This window comes from Ensifer sp. R1-3 (assembly GCF_056739175.1).
Genome location: NZ_CP096515.1, coordinates 3509784 through 3525749 on the forward strand (window position 1 = coordinate 3509784; position 15966 = coordinate 3525749).

16 protein-coding genes are annotated in these 15966 nt (G+C 62.8%); 8 read left to right on the forward strand and 8 right to left on the reverse strand.

Translation table 11 applies throughout. The features are described from left to right. Window position 1: 1 nt before the first annotated feature. Window positions 2–892 (reverse strand): DMT family transporter, encoded by an 891-nt coding sequence (locus M1D43_RS16565; protein WP_498814034.1) that lies wholly within the window; start codon window positions 890–892, stop codon window positions 2–4. A 204-nt stretch (window positions 893–1096) separates the two neighbouring features. Between M1D43_RS16565 and M1D43_RS16570 the strand changes: the two genes are divergently transcribed. Together M1D43_RS16570 and M1D43_RS16575 are read left to right on the forward strand one after the other, a co-directional pair. Continuing rightward, entirely contained in the window at window positions 1097–2395 is a 1299-nt protein-coding gene (locus M1D43_RS16570; protein WP_003527570.1) for an adenylosuccinate synthase, read from the forward strand. A gap of 63 nt (window positions 2396–2458) precedes the next feature. After that, complete coding sequence (locus M1D43_RS16575) at window positions 2459–4723, forward strand: hypothetical protein (RefSeq protein WP_153313675.1); 2265 nt, start codon at window positions 2459–2461, stop codon at window positions 4721–4723. A 130-nt stretch (window positions 4724–4853) separates the two neighbouring features. Here the strand turns inward: M1D43_RS16575 and rpoH are convergent, their stop codons facing one another. Both rpoH and M1D43_RS16585 read right to left on the reverse strand, forming a co-directional pair. Then, complete coding sequence (gene rpoH / locus M1D43_RS16580; RefSeq protein ID WP_003527567.1) at window positions 4854–5759, reverse strand: RNA polymerase sigma factor RpoH; 906 nt, start codon at window positions 5757–5759, stop codon at window positions 4854–4856. 197 nt (window positions 5760–5956) lie between these two features. Further along, complete coding sequence (locus M1D43_RS16585; protein WP_153313674.1) at window positions 5957–6988, reverse strand: RluA family pseudouridine synthase; 1032 nt, start codon at window positions 6986–6988, stop codon at window positions 5957–5959. A gap of 29 nt (window positions 6989–7017) precedes the next feature. Here M1D43_RS16585 and M1D43_RS16590 point away from each other — a divergent pair, with 29 nt between their 5' ends. Beyond that, window positions 7018–7401: a hypothetical protein gene (locus tag M1D43_RS16590; protein ID WP_003527564.1), complete on the forward strand. Its 384-nt coding sequence runs from the start codon at window positions 7018–7020 to the stop codon at window positions 7399–7401. Window positions 7402–7405: 4 nt separating this feature from the next. Further along, entirely contained in the window at window positions 7406–8233 is an 828-nt protein-coding gene (locus M1D43_RS16595; protein ID WP_003527563.1) for a TrmH family RNA methyltransferase, read from the forward strand. 230 nt (window positions 8234–8463) lie between these two features. On the opposite strand, the gene M1D43_RS16600 is transcribed toward M1D43_RS16595, so the two are convergent. Then, the gene (locus M1D43_RS16600) at window positions 8464–9546 is read right to left on the reverse strand and encodes a coiled-coil domain-containing protein (RefSeq protein ID WP_318853534.1); all 1083 of its coding nucleotides are present in this window, start codon (window positions 9544–9546) and stop codon (window positions 8464–8466) included. A 148-nt stretch (window positions 9547–9694) separates the two neighbouring features. Continuing rightward, complete coding sequence (locus M1D43_RS16605) at window positions 9695–10297, reverse strand: DUF1134 domain-containing protein (protein WP_010970153.1); 603 nt, start codon at window positions 10295–10297, stop codon at window positions 9695–9697. A gap of 367 nt (window positions 10298–10664) precedes the next feature. Here M1D43_RS16605 and chpT point away from each other — a divergent pair, with 367 nt between their 5' ends. Both chpT and M1D43_RS16615 read left to right on the forward strand, forming a co-directional pair. After that, window positions 10665–11327 carry a histidine phosphotransferase ChpT gene (gene chpT, locus M1D43_RS16610; RefSeq protein WP_003527560.1) on the forward strand — a complete coding sequence of 221 codons (663 nt, stop codon included), beginning with the start codon at window positions 10665–10667 and terminating at the stop codon, window positions 11325–11327. Between the two features lie 242 nt (window positions 11328–11569). Beyond that, window positions 11570–11938 (forward strand): response regulator, encoded by a 369-nt coding sequence (locus tag M1D43_RS16615; protein ID WP_010970151.1) that lies wholly within the window; start codon window positions 11570–11572, stop codon window positions 11936–11938. 374 nt (window positions 11939–12312) lie between these two features. Here the strand turns inward: M1D43_RS16615 and ctrA are convergent, their stop codons facing one another. Then, a complete protein-coding gene (ctrA, locus tag M1D43_RS16620; RefSeq protein WP_003527557.1) occupies window positions 12313–13014 on the reverse strand; it encodes a response regulator transcription factor CtrA in 702 nt (233 codons plus the stop codon). A gap of 550 nt (window positions 13015–13564) precedes the next feature. Here ctrA and M1D43_RS16625 point away from each other — a divergent pair. Then, window positions 13565–13915 carry a hypothetical protein gene (locus M1D43_RS16625; protein ID WP_003527555.1) on the forward strand — a complete coding sequence of 117 codons (351 nt, stop codon included), beginning with the start codon at window positions 13565–13567 and terminating at the stop codon, window positions 13913–13915. A gap of 172 nt (window positions 13916–14087) precedes the next feature. Here the strand turns inward: M1D43_RS16625 and M1D43_RS16630 are convergent, their stop codons facing one another. After that, window positions 14088–14369 carry a GNAT family N-acetyltransferase gene (locus tag M1D43_RS16630; protein ID WP_153313673.1) on the reverse strand — a complete coding sequence of 94 codons (282 nt, stop codon included), beginning with the start codon at window positions 14367–14369 and terminating at the stop codon, window positions 14088–14090. Between the two features lie 150 nt (window positions 14370–14519). Further along, window positions 14520–14795 carry a CtrA inhibitor SciP gene (gene sciP / locus M1D43_RS16635; RefSeq protein WP_003527546.1) on the reverse strand — a complete coding sequence of 92 codons (276 nt, stop codon included), beginning with the start codon at window positions 14793–14795 and terminating at the stop codon, window positions 14520–14522. Window positions 14796–15201: 406 nt separating this feature from the next. Between sciP and M1D43_RS16640 the strand changes: the two genes are divergently transcribed. After that, window positions 15202–15945, forward strand: a complete 744-nt coding sequence (locus tag M1D43_RS16640; RefSeq protein ID WP_153313672.1) for a helix-turn-helix transcriptional regulator — start codon at window positions 15202–15204, stop codon at window positions 15943–15945. The last annotated feature ends 21 nt before the right edge of the window (window positions 15946–15966 follow it).

Below are 15966 nucleotides of genomic sequence, written 5' to 3' on the forward strand. Positions count from 1 at the left end.
GTCACCGCGGCAGCTTCGGCCGGCCGCGTTCGGCGATGGCGATGCCGCCGAGGACGAGTGCCAACGCCGCGAGATGAAACGGGTGAAATATCTCGCCGACCAGAAGGACGGAGAGAAGGGTCCCGAACACCGGAATGGCGTTGATGAACAGACCGGCACGGTTGGCGCCGATCATCTCGACGCCGCGAACATAGAGAACCTGCGACATCAGCGAGGGGAAGATCGCCGCATAGATCACGATCGCCCAGCCGTTCGCATCCGGCATGATCGCCGTGCCTTTCCCCATCTCCCACAAGAGGAGCGGTATGGCGCTCAGCAGCGCCCCGAAGGCCGGGGCGGCTATGAAGCTCTGCCAATGCATTGCCGGTTTCCACCGCAGCGCAACCGTATATGCGGCATAGACGATGCAGGCGAGGATCATCAGCGCGTCGCCGAAATTGAAGCTCAGGCGCATGAGGCTCGCGAGATCGCCATGGGCGGCGGTAATGAGCACGCCGATCAATGTGACGGTAAAGCCGATGACCTGGGCGAGCGACGCCTTCATCTTGAAAAGCGCGAAATTGAAGATGAAGATCAGCATCGGAATGCCGGCCTGAAGGATGACGGCATTGATGGCGCTGGTGTATTGCACCGCGGAATACAGGAACGCATTGAACATGGTGAAGCCGACGGCGCCATAGGCAAGCAGCTGCAGCCAGTGCTGGCGGATCTTTTGCCAGTCGCGGCGGATCTGCGGCGTCATCAGGACCAGGATGACCGCAAGCGCGAGCAACCAGCGCAAGGTCGTCAGCATCATCGGGCTGACGTGCCCGACGGCCATCTTGCCCGCTACCGAATTGCCGCCCCAAAAGAGCGCGGTAATACCGAGATAGAAATAGGCCCTGGCGTTCACGATGATACGGTCCGTGCGGGATGGAGGAGGATTGCCGGAATGGCACGAGAGTTCGAGATATAGGCGTTAAATCCGCGGTTTGTCATTCAAAAAGGACTGACCACCGCTCATAACGGGGTCGCTTTCCGAAAGACAACACAGTATAGATGCGCGGGTTTGAGAACAGCGCACCGTCCGCATGCGCGCGTGAACAGGAAGAGAATTATGACGAATGTCGTGGTGGTCGGATCCCAGTGGGGCGACGAAGGCAAAGGCAAGATCGTGGATTGGCTCTCGGAGCGCGCCGACATCGTGGTGCGCTTCCAGGGCGGCCACAATGCCGGCCACACGCTGGTGATCGACGGCGTCAGCTACAAGCTGTCGCTGCTGCCTTCGGGTGTCGTCCGTCCCGGCAAGCTCGCCGTCATCGGCAATGGCGTGGTGATCGACCCCCATGCATTGCTCGCCGAGATCGACAAGCTTGCGGCCCAGGGCGTCAAGGTCACGCCCGAGAACCTGCGCATCGCCGACAATGCCACGCTCATTCTCTCGCTCCACCGCGAGCTCGACGGCATACGCGAGGATGCGGCTTCCAACAGCGGCACGAAGATCGGCACGACCCGCCGCGGCATCGGTCCGGCCTACGAGGACAAGGTCGGCCGCCGCGCGATCCGCGTCATGGATCTCGCCGATCTCGACACCCTTCCGGCCAAGGTCGATCGACTGCTGACGCATCACAACGCGTTGCGCCGCGGCCTCGGTGAGGCGGAAATCAGCCATCAGGCGATCATGGACGAGCTGTCGTCGGTTGCCGAGCGCGTGCTGCCGTTCATGGACACGATCTGGCTGCTCCTGGACCGGGAGCGCCGCAAGGGCGCACGGATCCTTTTCGAAGGCGCGCAGGGCACGCTGCTGGATATCGATCACGGCACCTATCCCTTCGTGACCTCGTCGAACACGGTCGCCGGTCAGGCCGCCGCCGGCTCGGGCATGGGCCCCGGTTCGCTCGGCTATATCCTCGGCATCACCAAGGCCTATACGACGCGCGTCGGCGAGGGGCCGTTCCCGACCGAACTCGACGATGAAATCGGCCGCTTCCTTGGAGAGCGCGGCCATGAATTCGGGACGGTGACGGGTCGTAAGCGCCGCTGCGGCTGGTTCGATGCTGCGCTGGTGCGCCAGTCGGTCGCCGCCAACGGCATCACGGGCATAGCGCTCACCAAGCTCGACGTGCTCGACGGGCTGGATGAGTTGAAGATTTGCGTCGGCTATACTCTGGATGGACAGCAGATCGATCATCTTCCCGCAAGTCAGGCACAGCAAGCTTCGGCAAAGCCGGTCTATATCACGCTCGAGGGATGGAAAGAATCGACGGTGGGTGCCCGCAGTTGGGCCGATCTTCCGGCGCAGGCGATCAAGTATGTTCGCCAGGTCGAGGAACTGATCGGCGCGCCGGTCGCGCTACTTTCGACCAGCCCGGAACGGGACGACACGATACTTGTGACGGACCCTTTTGAGGACTAGTGTCGGCGCAGGGAAAGCGGCGACGCGGCAATTGCCGCGGGTCTCGAAATTGAGAAAGTACTGATGGCGGATTTTGTTGCAGTTATTCGCAGGACGGTCGACGGCCTGTCGGAAAACACACTGGAAATGCGAGGCAGGGTCTACGAGAAGGCGCGCGGTGCCGTACGCCGTCAGCTCGAGAGCATGAACCCCCGGCCCTCGGACGACATGATCAACCGCCAGCTCAACAAGCTGGAACAGGCAATCTCCGAGGTTGAAAGCGAACACGCCGAAGCCCTGCCGCCGGTCGAGGAGACCGAAGCTATCGAGCCGGATACGCTCGAAGCACCGCCGAGCGACGAGGCCGCCACACCGGTAACACAGGAGGCGGAGCCTGAGGGACTGCCGGCCGCATCCGTCGAAGCGGAACAGACCGCTCCAACTCCGGTCGAAGAGCCTGCTTCGGACGCCGCCCCCGAAGAACCTGAAGATCTGGTGCAAGCGGCCCCCGATGAGGAGCCGCCTGCACCGGTTGCCGAGGCGCCCACGGTCGACACGCGCGAAGGGGCACCGCTTCACGAGGTGGAGCCGGTCGACGCTGCCCCCGCCGCTCCGCAATGGGATGAGCCGGCCGAGGAACAGCAGCCGGCCGCCGAGGCCGATGCGCAGCAGGAACATCCGGCCAAAGACGTGACGGCCGCCGAGCCCGATCCGCAGGATGTCAGCCGCGATGAGGCTGAGATCGAAACGCATCAGGCCGAGCCGGCGCCGGTGGAGGTCCAGGCCGAGGATGTGCCGGACAGGCCGGGACCATCCGAGTGGGCCTTGCCCGAATGGGAGGATACCACCCCCCCGGCACGGCCGAGCGAGACCCCGGCCGAGCCGGAAGACCATAGGCAGGACGAGACATCGCCGGCCGAGCCTGAACGGCTTGGCATACATCCGGTCGAGCCGGAAAAGGCGGAAACGCAGCAGCAGCGCGGCGAGGCCGACGCAGCGCGCTCCTGGTCATTCGACGACAGCGACCCCTTTGCCCAAGGAACCGAAGGCACGAAGGACCGGCCGGCCGACGAGCCGGAAATTTCCGAATGGTCGTGGCCCGTCGAGAAGGCTCCGGCGGCCGCGAACCAGGAAGAGCGTGCCGGCACGGCCTGGGACCATGTCGATGATCTGCTCGGTTTTGACGACGACGGGCGAACGGCGAATGGTCCGACGAGCAACAAGGACAAGGACGGCAGCCTTGCCGCGCCGCCGGCGGTCCCTGCTCGCCCCACTTCCTATCGCACCACGCCCAAGCCCAGCCGGTTCAGCATCAAGCGCCTGTCGATCGGCGCGGCGGTCGTGCTTCTCCTCGGCGCCGGCGGCTACGCCTACTGGCAGAACAGAGAGGCGGGCAATGCCTGGCTCACGGGCATGGTCGCGAAGCTCATGCCGGGTGATCCCGCCGAGGCACCGGCACCGGCGACGCCCGGTAGCGAGGCCGAGCCGGCGAACCGACCGGCCGAACAGTCCGGCATCGAGGAAAATGCAGCGCCTTCGGATGCTGCATCCACCAAGTTCACTCAGCGGCTGCTTGTCGATGGAACGGAAATGGACGAGGGACCTGCCGTCGCGAACGAGACGGCAGCTTCTCAGGAAGGCAAATCCGTCGCCGCACGGACGCATGCGGTAGAGCCGCCGAACGCCAATGCCGGCGTGCAGCAGGCGGCAGCGGATCAGACAGCCTCGCCGGTGCCCGGCCAGGCCGCCAGCGAGGCAGCGCAGCCCGAGGTTTCCGTCGCCGATGGCGAGAAGATGTTCCTCTATGAAGAGAGGCTCGGCCAGTCCTCACCGACCGCGATCCCCGGCACCGTTGCCTGGTCGATCAAGGAGGAATCGCCCGGCGGCGATGCCAAGCCCGAGCCCGCGATCCAGGCGCAGATCACGGTTCCCGATCGTGGCCTCACGGCACTGATGACCATCAAGCGCAATGCCGATCCGTCCTTGCCCGCAAGTCACGTGATCGAATTCGTGTTTTCGCTGCCCGAGAGCTTCGAGGGCGGCGCCATCGACGGCGTCCAGCGCGTTTCGATGAAGCGAACCGAGCAGGACCGCGGCGATCCGCTGATCGCAGTCCCGGCAAAGATCACCGACGATTTCCACATGATCGCGCTCAACGATTTTGCCGAAGCGGTCAGCAACAACACCGAGCTTCTGCGCAGCCGCAGCTGGATCGATATCCCCATCACCTATCGCAACGGCCGCCGCGCGCTCCTCACTTTGGAGAAGGGGCAGGGCGGAGCGGACGCCTTCAACAAGGCCTTGCAGGCATGGGGCAGTCCCGGCAGCACAGCTTCCAGCGGGCAGTAGAGCACTTCCTGGAAAAGTGGGTAACGGTTTTCCGTCCGGTAGTGCGTGGTTTCAGAGCACATGAAGACATGAAAAAATCCCGGCTGGGTGTCCAGCCGGGATTTTCGTTTGTCGAGAAATGAGTGGTCCTTTAAGCGCCTTCAACCACGCGCAGCGCACTGGCTCGTTCCAGCGCAGCCTTGCGCACGGCCTCCTGCACCTTTTCGAAGGCACGAACCTCGATCTGCCGCACGCGCTCGCGGCTGATGTCGAACTCGGTCGAAAGATCCTCCAGCGTTATCGGTTCCTCGGTGAGGCGGCGGGCCTCGAAGATCCGGCGCTCACGATCGTTCAGAACCTTCATGGCATTGGCCAGCAGTGCGCGGCGGCTCTCGAGCTCGTCCTGTTCGATCAGGATTTGTTCCTGATTGTCGTGATCGTCCACCAGCCAATCCTGCCACTGGCCGGAATCGCCTTCGCTCGCCTTGATCGGCGCGTTGAGCGAAGCGTCGCCCGAAAGGCGACGGTTCATCGAGACGACCTCTTCCTCACTGACCTTCAGGGTCGTGGCGATCTCCTTCACCTGTTCCGGCTTGAGATCGCCTTCATCGAGCGCCTGGATGCGGCCTTTCAGCCGTCTCAGGTTGAAGAACAGGCGTTTCTGGTTGGCCGTCGTGCCCATTTTGACCAGAGACCACGAACGCAGGATATATTCCTGGATGGCAGCCTTGATCCACCACATGGCGTAGGTCGCGAGGCGGAAGCCGCGATCGGGCTCGAACTTCTTGACCGCCTGCATCAGGCCGACATTGCCTTCGGAAATGACTTCGCCGATCGGCAGACCGTAGCCGCGATAACCCATCGCGATCTTGGCGACGAGGCGAAGATGGCTCGTTACGAGCTTGTGCGCGGCCTTGCGGTCGTCATGCTCCTGATACCGCTTGGCGAGCATGTACTCTTCCTGCGGCTCGAGCATGGGAAATTTGCGAATCTCGTCGAGATAGCGGTTGAGACCGCCCTCTCCAGCAGCAATGGTCGGCAAGGTATTGCGGGCCATGAAGCACCCCCTTTGTGCGTCGCCGGCCTCCGGGACGGCAGGCCGGGCCTGTGGGTCTTCATCCAAGACCCCACGAGGCTAATAGATAAGTGCGGCGAAAGCATGATTCAAGGAATCCAGTTTCACGCTGTCGTCAAACTGGAGAAAGAAATCGGCGAGTTGAAACGCCTATAAGATTGGAATCTTCACACGCAAATTCAAGGGGCTCCGGCCCGCAGCGCCGCGATCAATTCCTGCATATCCGCCGGCGCGGGCGTTTCGAAATGCATGGTCTCGCCGGTTGCGGGGTGTTCGAATTGCAGCATGAAGGCGTGCAGGGCCTGTCGCGGAAAGCGATTGACGGCGGCCCTCGCCGGTTCCGGCAGCAGATTGGCCTTGGTGCGGAAGGCCGCGCCGTAATCCGGATCGCCGATGAGCGGATGACCGATATGGGCCATGTGCACGCGGATCTGGTGCGTACGCCCGGTCTCCAGATGGCACTCGACGGTGGAGGCGAGAGAGGTGCCGTCCGGTTTCTCGTGATAGCGCTCGACCACCTCGTAATGCGTGATCGCCTCGCGTGCATCGTCGCTGTCTTCGCGTTTGACGGCCCGTTTCGTCCGGTCGCCCGCCCGCCCCAGCGGTGCGTCGATCTTGCCCTTCAATTGGCGCGGCCGGCCCCAGACTACGGCGCGATAGGCGCGCTCGAGCGGCCCGTTGCGGCCATGGTCGGCGAACTGGTCCGAAAGGTGGCGGTGTGCGGCATCGTTCTTCGCGACCACCATGACGCCGCTCGTGTCCTTGTCGAGGCGATGCACGATACCGGGGCGCTTGACGCCGCCGATGCCGGAAAGGCTGTCGCCGCAATGGTGGATGAGCGCGTTGACGAGGGTTCCCGTCCAATTGCCGGCGCCCGGATGCACGACCAGACCGGCCGGCTTGACCAGTACGATCAGGTCGGCATCCTCGTAAAGCACGTCGAGCGGGATCGCCTCACCCTTGGGTTCGGGATCCTCCGGCTCGGGCAGGGCAATCCGGAAGGAGTCGCCGGGATGAACCTTTCGCTTCGGTTCGGTGACGGTCGCGCCGTTGATCGAGACGGCTCCTTGCTCGATCAGGCTCTTGATGCGATTGCGCGAAAACTCGCCCGCAAGCGCTTCCGTCAGGAAGGCGTCGAGGCGCCCGGCCGCGTCATCGCCTGCCGTCAGGACTTTCCTATTGCCGGGCGCTTGTTTAAAGGGATCGTTCATTCCGTTCCAATTCCGATAGAAAGCCGACCATGACCGCAATCGAGCCTGAAGAACAGGAAGACAAGCCGCTTGACCCCGCGATGGAGAACGTCCGTCGCAAGATGGTGCGCCTGCAACTCGTCTCGGCCGGCGTGATGCTGGTGATGCTTATGGCCGTCCTCGGGGCGATTGTCTACAAGCTGACCCGCACGGACGGAAGCGCCGAGGCGGCGCAGCCGGCCCTGAGCGTGCCCGGCGATGCGCCGGTAAGTGCCATTGCGGCGCTGCCGGCCGGCTTCTCGGTGAGCAATGTGGCGCTTTCCGGCTCGCAGCTCGTCTTCTACGGCAGTTTGCCCGGTGCGGAGCCGCGTGCGATCGTTTTCGACATCAGGGCCGGCCGCATCGTCGCCGACGTCACGGTCAGGACCAACTGACGACATGACTGAGCCTCTCCTTCGCATTGACGACCCGGCGGACCCGCGCATAGCCGGGTTCCTGTCGATCAAGGAGCGCGATCTGACGGGACGGCAGGGCCGCTTCATCGCCGAGGGGACCGTGGTGCTCAGGATGCTTGCGGCTGCGCATCGCGAAGGGCGCGGCATCGCAGCCGAGGCGATCCTGCTCCTCGAGAGCCGGGTCGCCGGCGTCGCGGAGCTGCTCGCGCAGTTTCCGCCGGACGTTCCGGTCTATGTGGCCGCCAGCCGCGTCTTCGACGCGATCGCCGGGTTCAACATGCATCGCGGCGTGCTGGCGCTCGGCCGGCGCGATGCCGCGCCGGGCCGCGATGCGCTGATTGCAGGCTTACCGCAGTCGAGCCTCGTGCTCGCCGCCTGCGGCATATCGAACCACGACAATATGGGATCGCTCTTTCGCAACGCTGCGGCCTTCGGGGTCGATGCGGTGCTGATGGACTCGACGAGCTGCGATCCGATGTACCGCAAGGCAATCCGCGTATCCGTGGGGTCGGTGCTGACGCTGCCCTTCGCGCGCGAGGGTACGGCGGCGGAGCTGATCGAACGTCTTCAGACGGCAGGTTTCGTCGTCTGGGGTTTGTCCCCGCGCGGCACCGCCGACATCAACGCAATCCCGCCGGCGCCGCGCACCGCATTGCTTGTCGGCACCGAAGGCGAGGGACTGCCCGAAACGATCCTTTCGCAAATCCGCACGGCCCGCATCCGGCAGCGGCCCGGCCTGGACAGCCTCAACGTGGCGATGGCGGCGGGCATAGCGCTGCATCAGGTTGCAAGCATCAACGGCAGGATTTGAGCGCAACGGCGAGCGTTTAGGCAAGATGGGTGCGGATGCTGCCCCTCATCCCGCTGCCGCGACCTTCTCCCCGCCATGCGGGGAGAAGGGGACTCGTGGTGCCGGCAGGGCCCTCCCGCGAGCATGGCGAGGGGACCAGGTCGGCGCGGCATATGCCTTCGCCCCGCTTGCGGGGAGGAGGTGCCGGCAGGCGGATGAGGGGCATCCCGCCTTCGCCAGGCGCCCTGATCTCATTCGGGCTCCAGCATCTCCTTCACCCGCCGCGCCAGGCTCCTTCGGCCTGCCTGCCCTTCGGCATCCTCGCCGGCAAGAAGGCCGTGGATGGGCGAGGTGTCGCCCTCGCGCGTCGCCGTCAGGGTGACCATGCCAGCCGCGATTTCGGCCATCTCCTCGCGGAGCGCCTCGTCGTGAGCAGCCGATTTGGAACCGACAAGGCGTTCGGAGAGCGCTGTCGCCCGGTTTCTGAGATCGTCGGAAAGCGCGGTCGTGCCGAGGCCATCCGTCGCGGCGTCGTGCCCGTCCGCATGCTTCGAACGCTTCGCACCGCGCGTTTTGACCTGCGACCTCAAATGGGCGATCTCTGCCGCGCGCTGTTCGAGGGCACTTTCGCGGTCGGCATTGGCCGCCGTTTCGCGGGCGAGCCGGTTTTCGAGTTGATGCATGCGTGCCTCGTCTCCGGTGAGGCGCAGCTCCATTTCCCCGGCGCGGGCGGTTTCTGCCTTCAGGTTGGCGCGCAAAGTCTCGCGCTCGTCATGCATCGCTCTCATCCGGTTCTTCAAGTGCTCGATTTCGGTGTCGCGCGCCGCAAGGTCTATCTTGAGGCCGTCGAGGTCCGCGCTCTGCTTGTCGATCCGGCTCTGCAGCGAGCGCACGGTCTCGGAATTCGCACCGTTCTCTCGTGCCGAGCTCTTGGCAGCCGCCTCCATGCTTTCCAGGCGTTGCTCCAGTTGACGGATGGCAGAGCGCATGGTGGCCGCCTCGACGTTCATATCCGCCAGCTGCGCCTGAAGTTCGGTGTTTTCGCTCACCAGATGGCGCGTGTCCCTCAGGGTTCTTTCATGCTGAACCATCAGCGCGACAGCCTTGTCGCGCTCGCGGCGCAGCGCCTGAAGCGTCTTGGCGTTTTCGACGGCATAAGTCGCGCGCGCCGCATCCCTTTGCGCGCGCACTTCCTGCGGGCTCAGAGGCATCGTTGCCTTCAGCCTGTCCTCCGCAAAGCGCACGATGCGCCTTTGGATGGCAGGTGCGACGAGAAGGCCGATGACGACCGCCGTCAGGAAGCCCAGGGCAAAGAGGAGCGCATATTCAATCACGTGCGGGCCGTTTCAGTGTGGACCGGGTCTGCAGCAGGCAGTCATTCGCGTTCATGCAGTAAGCATGATGCAGGAAATGCTGCAACAATTACCGCAAGCTTGCACGTCTTTTCGAAGGGCAGTTCATCGGCGCCGTGCCGCGGGCGCCTCAGAAGGGGTTCCAGGTCGGCTGCTGCGTCAGCTTGAGATAGCCGACATTGATACCGAGCCTCGCGCCGATGCCGGTGCGGATCGGCACCACCACGACATGTTCGTCCGTCAGCACCGTCATGCCGACGCCGGCGACCACGTAAGCCGAACCGGAGACGCCGCCGAAGCGCTTGTAAAGAGCCGGGACGCTCGGCAGATTGTAGACGAGCATCATGGCGCGGCTGCCCTGGCCGCCCCAGTCGAGCCCGAGTGACGGGCCCTGCCAGAAGACGCTGTGCTGCCCCACATTCTTGGTATGGAGCTCGCCCTCGCCATAGGTGACGCCGGCGATGAAGGCACCGGATCCTTCCTGACCGAGGATATAGCCGTTCGGCAGGCCATAGCGCTCGAAGGCCCGCTCGACGACCTTGGCAAGGCCCCCGGACGTTTCGCCGAAGAAACCATGACCGGCGTCGACGATCTCCTGCATCGTGTACTGGCTTGAGTTTTGCGATTGCGCCTGCGCGCCGGAGGTGCCGGCGATCAGGGTGCCGGCCACCAGGGCCATCATGGTCACAATAGCGCGGACAGCCATCAGGGTGGTCTTCATCATCGGCTGCATCGTTTCCTCCGTCGGGGCGCGAAAGCGGCTCGCGCGCCGGCCGTCATGACCGGCTCTTCCATCGGCTGCGCCGTCGGTGCCGGCACGGGCCATTTTCACAAGCATGCGCGCGGGACGCACTAGCATTTGGAACGAGTGCACCTTATCGGCTTCCAGGAACCCACCTGAAATCGGGGTGCTCCGACAATTTGAACGGATCATCTTAACAATCGGTTTACCAAATGTGATGTCATTATGGCTTATCGACATATGGCACGACCGCCCGCCTCATGATCTTACTCACGACCGTGCGGGAGCTGCGTCGGGCTTATGCGCGCCCGGCGCCGCGACAGCCCGTGATCCGGTTTGAAGCGAGCAAGGAAGAATGATGGCAAAGAATCCGAATCTGACGTTGACGGGACACGATCTGGCCGCGCTGCTGTGCAGCCGCGTCTGCCACGACATCATCTCGCCGGTCGGCGCCATCAACAACGGTCTCGAACTCCTCGACGAGGGCGGCGCCGATGCGGACGCGATGGACCTGATTCGCACCAGCGCGCTCAATGCCTCGGTACGGCTGAAATTCGCGCGCCTTGCCTTCGGGGCCTCGGGCTCGGTCGGTGCCTCGATCGACACCGGCGAGGCCGAGAAGGCCGCCAAGGATTTTGCCGCTTCGGAGAAGAAGACCGAGGTCAACTGGAACGGACCGCGCGCGATCATCGCCAAGAACCGCGTCAAGCTGCTCCTGAACCTGTTCCTGATCGCTTACGGCTCGATCCCGCGTGGCGGCGTCATCGACATCACTCTGGAAAATCCGGAGTTCGACGCGATATTCACCCTCAATGCCAAGGGTCGGATGATGCGCGTGCCGCCCAAGCTGGTGGAGCTCATCTCCGGCACGCCGGAGGAGGCGGTCGACGCACATTCGATCCAGCCCTATTACACGGTGCTCCTGGCGGAAGAGGCCGGTATGGCGATCGACGTCGTATCGACCGGCGAAGCGATCGTCTTCACCGCTCGCGTCGTAGCGCCCGAAACGGTGAGCGCCTGAGGCGGAACCAAGCGCGGCTTTCGGCAAATCTGGCCGATTTCCATCGTCTCATTGCTCCGGTGACGGGAGGACCCATGCGCCCTCCCGTATGCTTCACGACCGCATCCCTCCGACCGACCGGAAGCGTCGGCGGTTTTCAGCGCGGCGGGTGATGCCGCGTCACCGCGGTAACTGTTTCTTTGCCAAATCCGTATAGGATTGCTTCATGGAGATGGTTTCGCGTGTGGCGGAGCGGGAAGGAGATGGACGTGCGGCGCTTGATGATTGCTGACGGATCGGATGTTGTGCGTAAGGTCGGGAAGCGCATCCTGTCGGGAATGGGATTCCTGGTTTCCGAGGCGCCGAGCAGCCTTGAAGCGCTGGTGCGATGCGAGGCCGAACTGCCGAACATCCTGATCGTCGATGCGGGCCTGGACGGTGCGCTCGACCTGATCGGCAATATCCGTCGCCTGCCTGAGGGCGCTTCGGTGCGGATCTATTACTGTGTCGTCCAGGCGGATCTCAAGAAGATGATGGCCGGCAAGCGGGCCGGTGCCGACGATTTCCTGCTGAAACCGTTCGACCGCAAGATCCTGACGAGTGTTTTCGCCGGTCAGTCCATGGCGGCCTGAAACAGAGCCGGTCCTATGGGGCCACGCGGGGCTTACCCAAGCGCTCACCTGCCCCGTCTTCCGACAGGGCAAGGCTTTCTCTCTTGATTCCTCATTCCTGTGCTCGTCACCGGAATCCAGCCAGGCCAAGTCCCTGGGCTGAAAAGACCCTCCCGCGCCGCAGACGCAGCGCTGCTGGATTCCTGTGACACGCACAGGAATGAGGCAGAGAGAAAAAATGTATCCGCCACCAATCGCTGCTATGCGGCGTCACGTGCTTGCTGTGACCGGTCAATATGCGTCGGCAACAAAAAACCCGCCCTGACTAGGCGGGTTCGGCTGCGATTCGGGCGAGGCGGCAGATGCGGGTATGTCGCCTACGGGAATGCCGGAAATCAGGCGGTTTCCAGGTAGTCGCTGCCTTCCGGTTCGCGCAGCACGTAGCCGCGGCCCCAGACGGTTTCGATGTAGTTGGCGCCGCCGGCGGCATTGGCGAGTTTCTTGCGCAGCTTACAGATGAAGACGTCGATGATCTTCAGCTCCGGCTCGTCCATGCCGCCATAAAGGTGGTTCAGGAACATTTCCTTGGTGAGCGTCGTGCCCTTGCGCAGCGAGAGCAGCTCCAGCATCTGGTATTCCTTGCCCGTCAGATGCACGCGCTGGCCGCCGACTTCCACGGTCTTGGCGTCCAGGTTGACGATCAGCTCGCCCGTCGAGATGACCGACTGGGCATGGCCCTTGGAGCGGCGCACGATCGCGTGGATCCGCGCCACCAGCTCGTCCTTGTGGAAAGGCTTGGTCATATAGTCGTCGGCGCCGAAGCCGAGGCCGCGCACCTTGTCCTCGATACCCGCCATGCCCGAAAGGATGAGAATCGGTGTTTTGACCTTCGACAGACGCAGCGTTCTGAGAACTTCGTAACCGGACATGTCCGGCAGGTTCAGGTCGAGGAGAATGATGTCGTAGTCGTAAAGCTTGCCGAGATCGACGCCTTCTTCCCCGAGATCTGTGGTGTAGACGTTGAAACTTTCGGACTTGAGCATGAGCTCGATGCTCTGAGCCGTCGCGCTGTCGTCTTCGATCAGTAGAACCCGCATAGTCTTCCCCTTTTCCGCCGCCCAAGGTTGTCGTGGCATCCTTACGCGATACGGATCCAGTCGTTGCCTGATTTGGAGGCTGCCACCAAATGGTTAACAAATTCTGATTCACTCTGGCAAGGTGTATCGAAAATGTTAAATATTTTTAGCAGTCTCCTGATTCAAAACGTAAATCTGAAATTGCGCTCCTCATGCGATACATGAGGGAATGCCGTTAACTGACTCTTCCGACTCGTAAATGCGCGAAAGTCCACATTTCATGCATCAGCATTTACGGAGCCTTAAATCATCGCACCTATGATTAACGATGCCCGTAAACGAAAGGTTACCAGCGGTAGGCATTTGTTAAGGCCGCGGTCGATTTTTGTTTCCGGCTCGGTTGGGCCGGCACAACGGGCCGCAGATCACGGGGATTCCGGGCGAACCGGCTTCTCTAGTGGTCGATTAGAAGGAGTTAGAGCGGGATGCGGGCGGAGATCTCCTTCACAGCTTTCCCTTATCCCGCTCGGGAACAGTAACCGGGGTCTCGGTATCCACGGGAGTATTGCGTATGAAAGCACGTGAGAGCCTAGTCCGACTGAAGGAATTTCAGGTTCGGGAAAAGCAGCGCCAGCTCAGCCAGCTTCAAATGATGATGGCCGAGTTCGAGCGCATGACCAAGGATCTGGAAAACCAGATCGTCTTCGAGGAGAAGAAGTCGGGTATTTCCGACCCTTCTCATTTCGCCTATCCCACCTTCGCCAAGGCTGCCCGCCAGAGGGCCGATAATCTCCAGGTTTCCATTCGCGAGCTGAAGATGCAGCAGGATGCGGCCGAGCTCGCGCTCGAGGAGGTGCAGGCGGAATATGCGAGGGCAGCAGCGCTCGAGGAGCGGGATACGGGTGCGCGGCTGCGCGCCTGAGAGAGCAGCTACGGCACCGCGTATCTGATGAGGCGCGCGGTGCCTTACAGCGCCGCGCGTCTTATCAGACGCACAAAGGGCGCTCTAACTTGTTGAATCGGCGCATTGTGCTTTTCGAAGATCGATTCCGATTGTCGGGCCGATGCGGCAGGAGAAGGGGTCCCTTGCACTATCAGCCCTGGATCACATCCCGCCACTCCGGATGGCGCATGACCTGAGCGCGCATGAAGGGGCAGAGCGGGATGATCTTCCAGCTGCCCTTTCGGGCCTCTTCGATCGCGTGAAGGGCCAGCGCCTGGCCGACGCCCTTGCCGCGCAACGCGTCCGGAACGAACGTGTGGTCCACGATTATGAGATGCGGCGACGACCTGGAATAGGTCATCTCACCGGTGTGGCCGTCGAGCGTCGCCGTGTAGCGGCCTTTTGTATTCGTTTCTTCCTGGGCGATTTCCATCGGGCGTCCTTCGTTCCCATGCGTTGGTGGCGATACGGCAGCTGCAGCATGATCTGATGGATGGTTTTATCGTCAAATCGGCTGAAACGAAACCGGCGGCTCAGGAGCACCCAAGCCGCCGGTTCGAATTATGGCCCTGCAGGGGATTGATCAGTGGCGATATTGCTGGATGCGCGTCGTGCGCAGGCCGGCGAGACCATGGTCATTTATCGAGGATTGCCAGGAGAGGAATTCCTCTACGGTCAGCGTGTAACGCTCACATGCCTCTTCGAGGCTCAAAAGGCCACCACGCACGGCGGCGACGACTTCAGCCTTCCTGCGGATGACCCAGCGCCGGGTATTGGCCGGCGGCAGGTCCGCGATCGTCAAGGGGCTGCCATCGGGGCCGATGACATATTTCACGCGTGGACGCATCATTTCGGTCATGGGACTCTCTACACAAACTCAAGACCATATGGCTGTGACCTTAGCTTGCCACATTTAATAATTGCCTAAACCGTTGATAACCATTTGATCATCATTTGAGCGGCCTCGGCCGCGGATGGTTCGCAAGGGTGGCTGTTCGTGAGGGAAGGAAACGGCAGGCCTTCCTAGAATTTCGGGACGCGGGCCATGCAATCACCACATTTCGCTTCGACTGGAATTCGCGACAGCGAGGCGCCGGATCAAACGGGCGTCCACGTGTATGCTCCCGGAATAAACCGGGGCGTCACGAAGTTTGCGGGCGGCGCGGCTCATGTCTGCGGCGCGGGCAGGGGGGCGCTTTCAGCCACCGGGCCAAGACCGCTTTAGTCTCCATAGCGGCGGCAACGCCGGCAGCACGGTGACCGGAATGAAGGATTCGAACGAACCGGCCTCGCGGCGCGAGGCCGAAGCAAACATGCCTTTCGAGATCGACCCCGCATCGGTGCGCACGGAGTACGAGCTCCTGCATCTGATGCGGCGGCTGATCTCCCGCTACGGATTCGCGCATTTCATGATCGCGCGTCTGCCTCTCGCCGACGAGCAGCGCTTTTCCGAACGTCTCGTGCTGAGCAATTGGCCCGCGGAGCTGGTACAGCAGTATGATGCCGGCGAGACGTTCCAGACCAGCGAACTGGTAGAGCGCCTGCGCCAGACGAAGCTGCCCGTCACCGGCGGCCCTGAACTCATGGAGCCCGCGGGCAGGGGCGCCGGCAAGGCCGCGGTTATCCGCCTCCCGCCCCATGCCGGTATGGGTCACTTCGCGGTGCTGCTGCACACGACCTATGGTGAGCCTTTTGTGGCAGTGCTCTCCGGCACGCGGGACGAACCGGCCGGCGCGGAGCGTGCGACGCTCTATCTGGCGCTATTGCAGCTTTTCGAATGCCTCGAGCGTACCTTCGATGCCGGCAGCGGCGCCCGCGAGAAGCTCTCGAGCCGGGAGGTCGAATGTCTGCGCTGGGCAGCGGCCGGAAAGAGCAGCGACGAGATCGCCATCATTCTCGGCATATCCGCCTATACGGTGAGCAGCTATTTCAAGAGCGCGACCCGCAAGCTCGACGCCGTCAACCGCATGCAGGCGATCGCCCGGGCGATGCGGATGAAGCTGATCTGACGGGTCGAGTGCTCGGCCGGC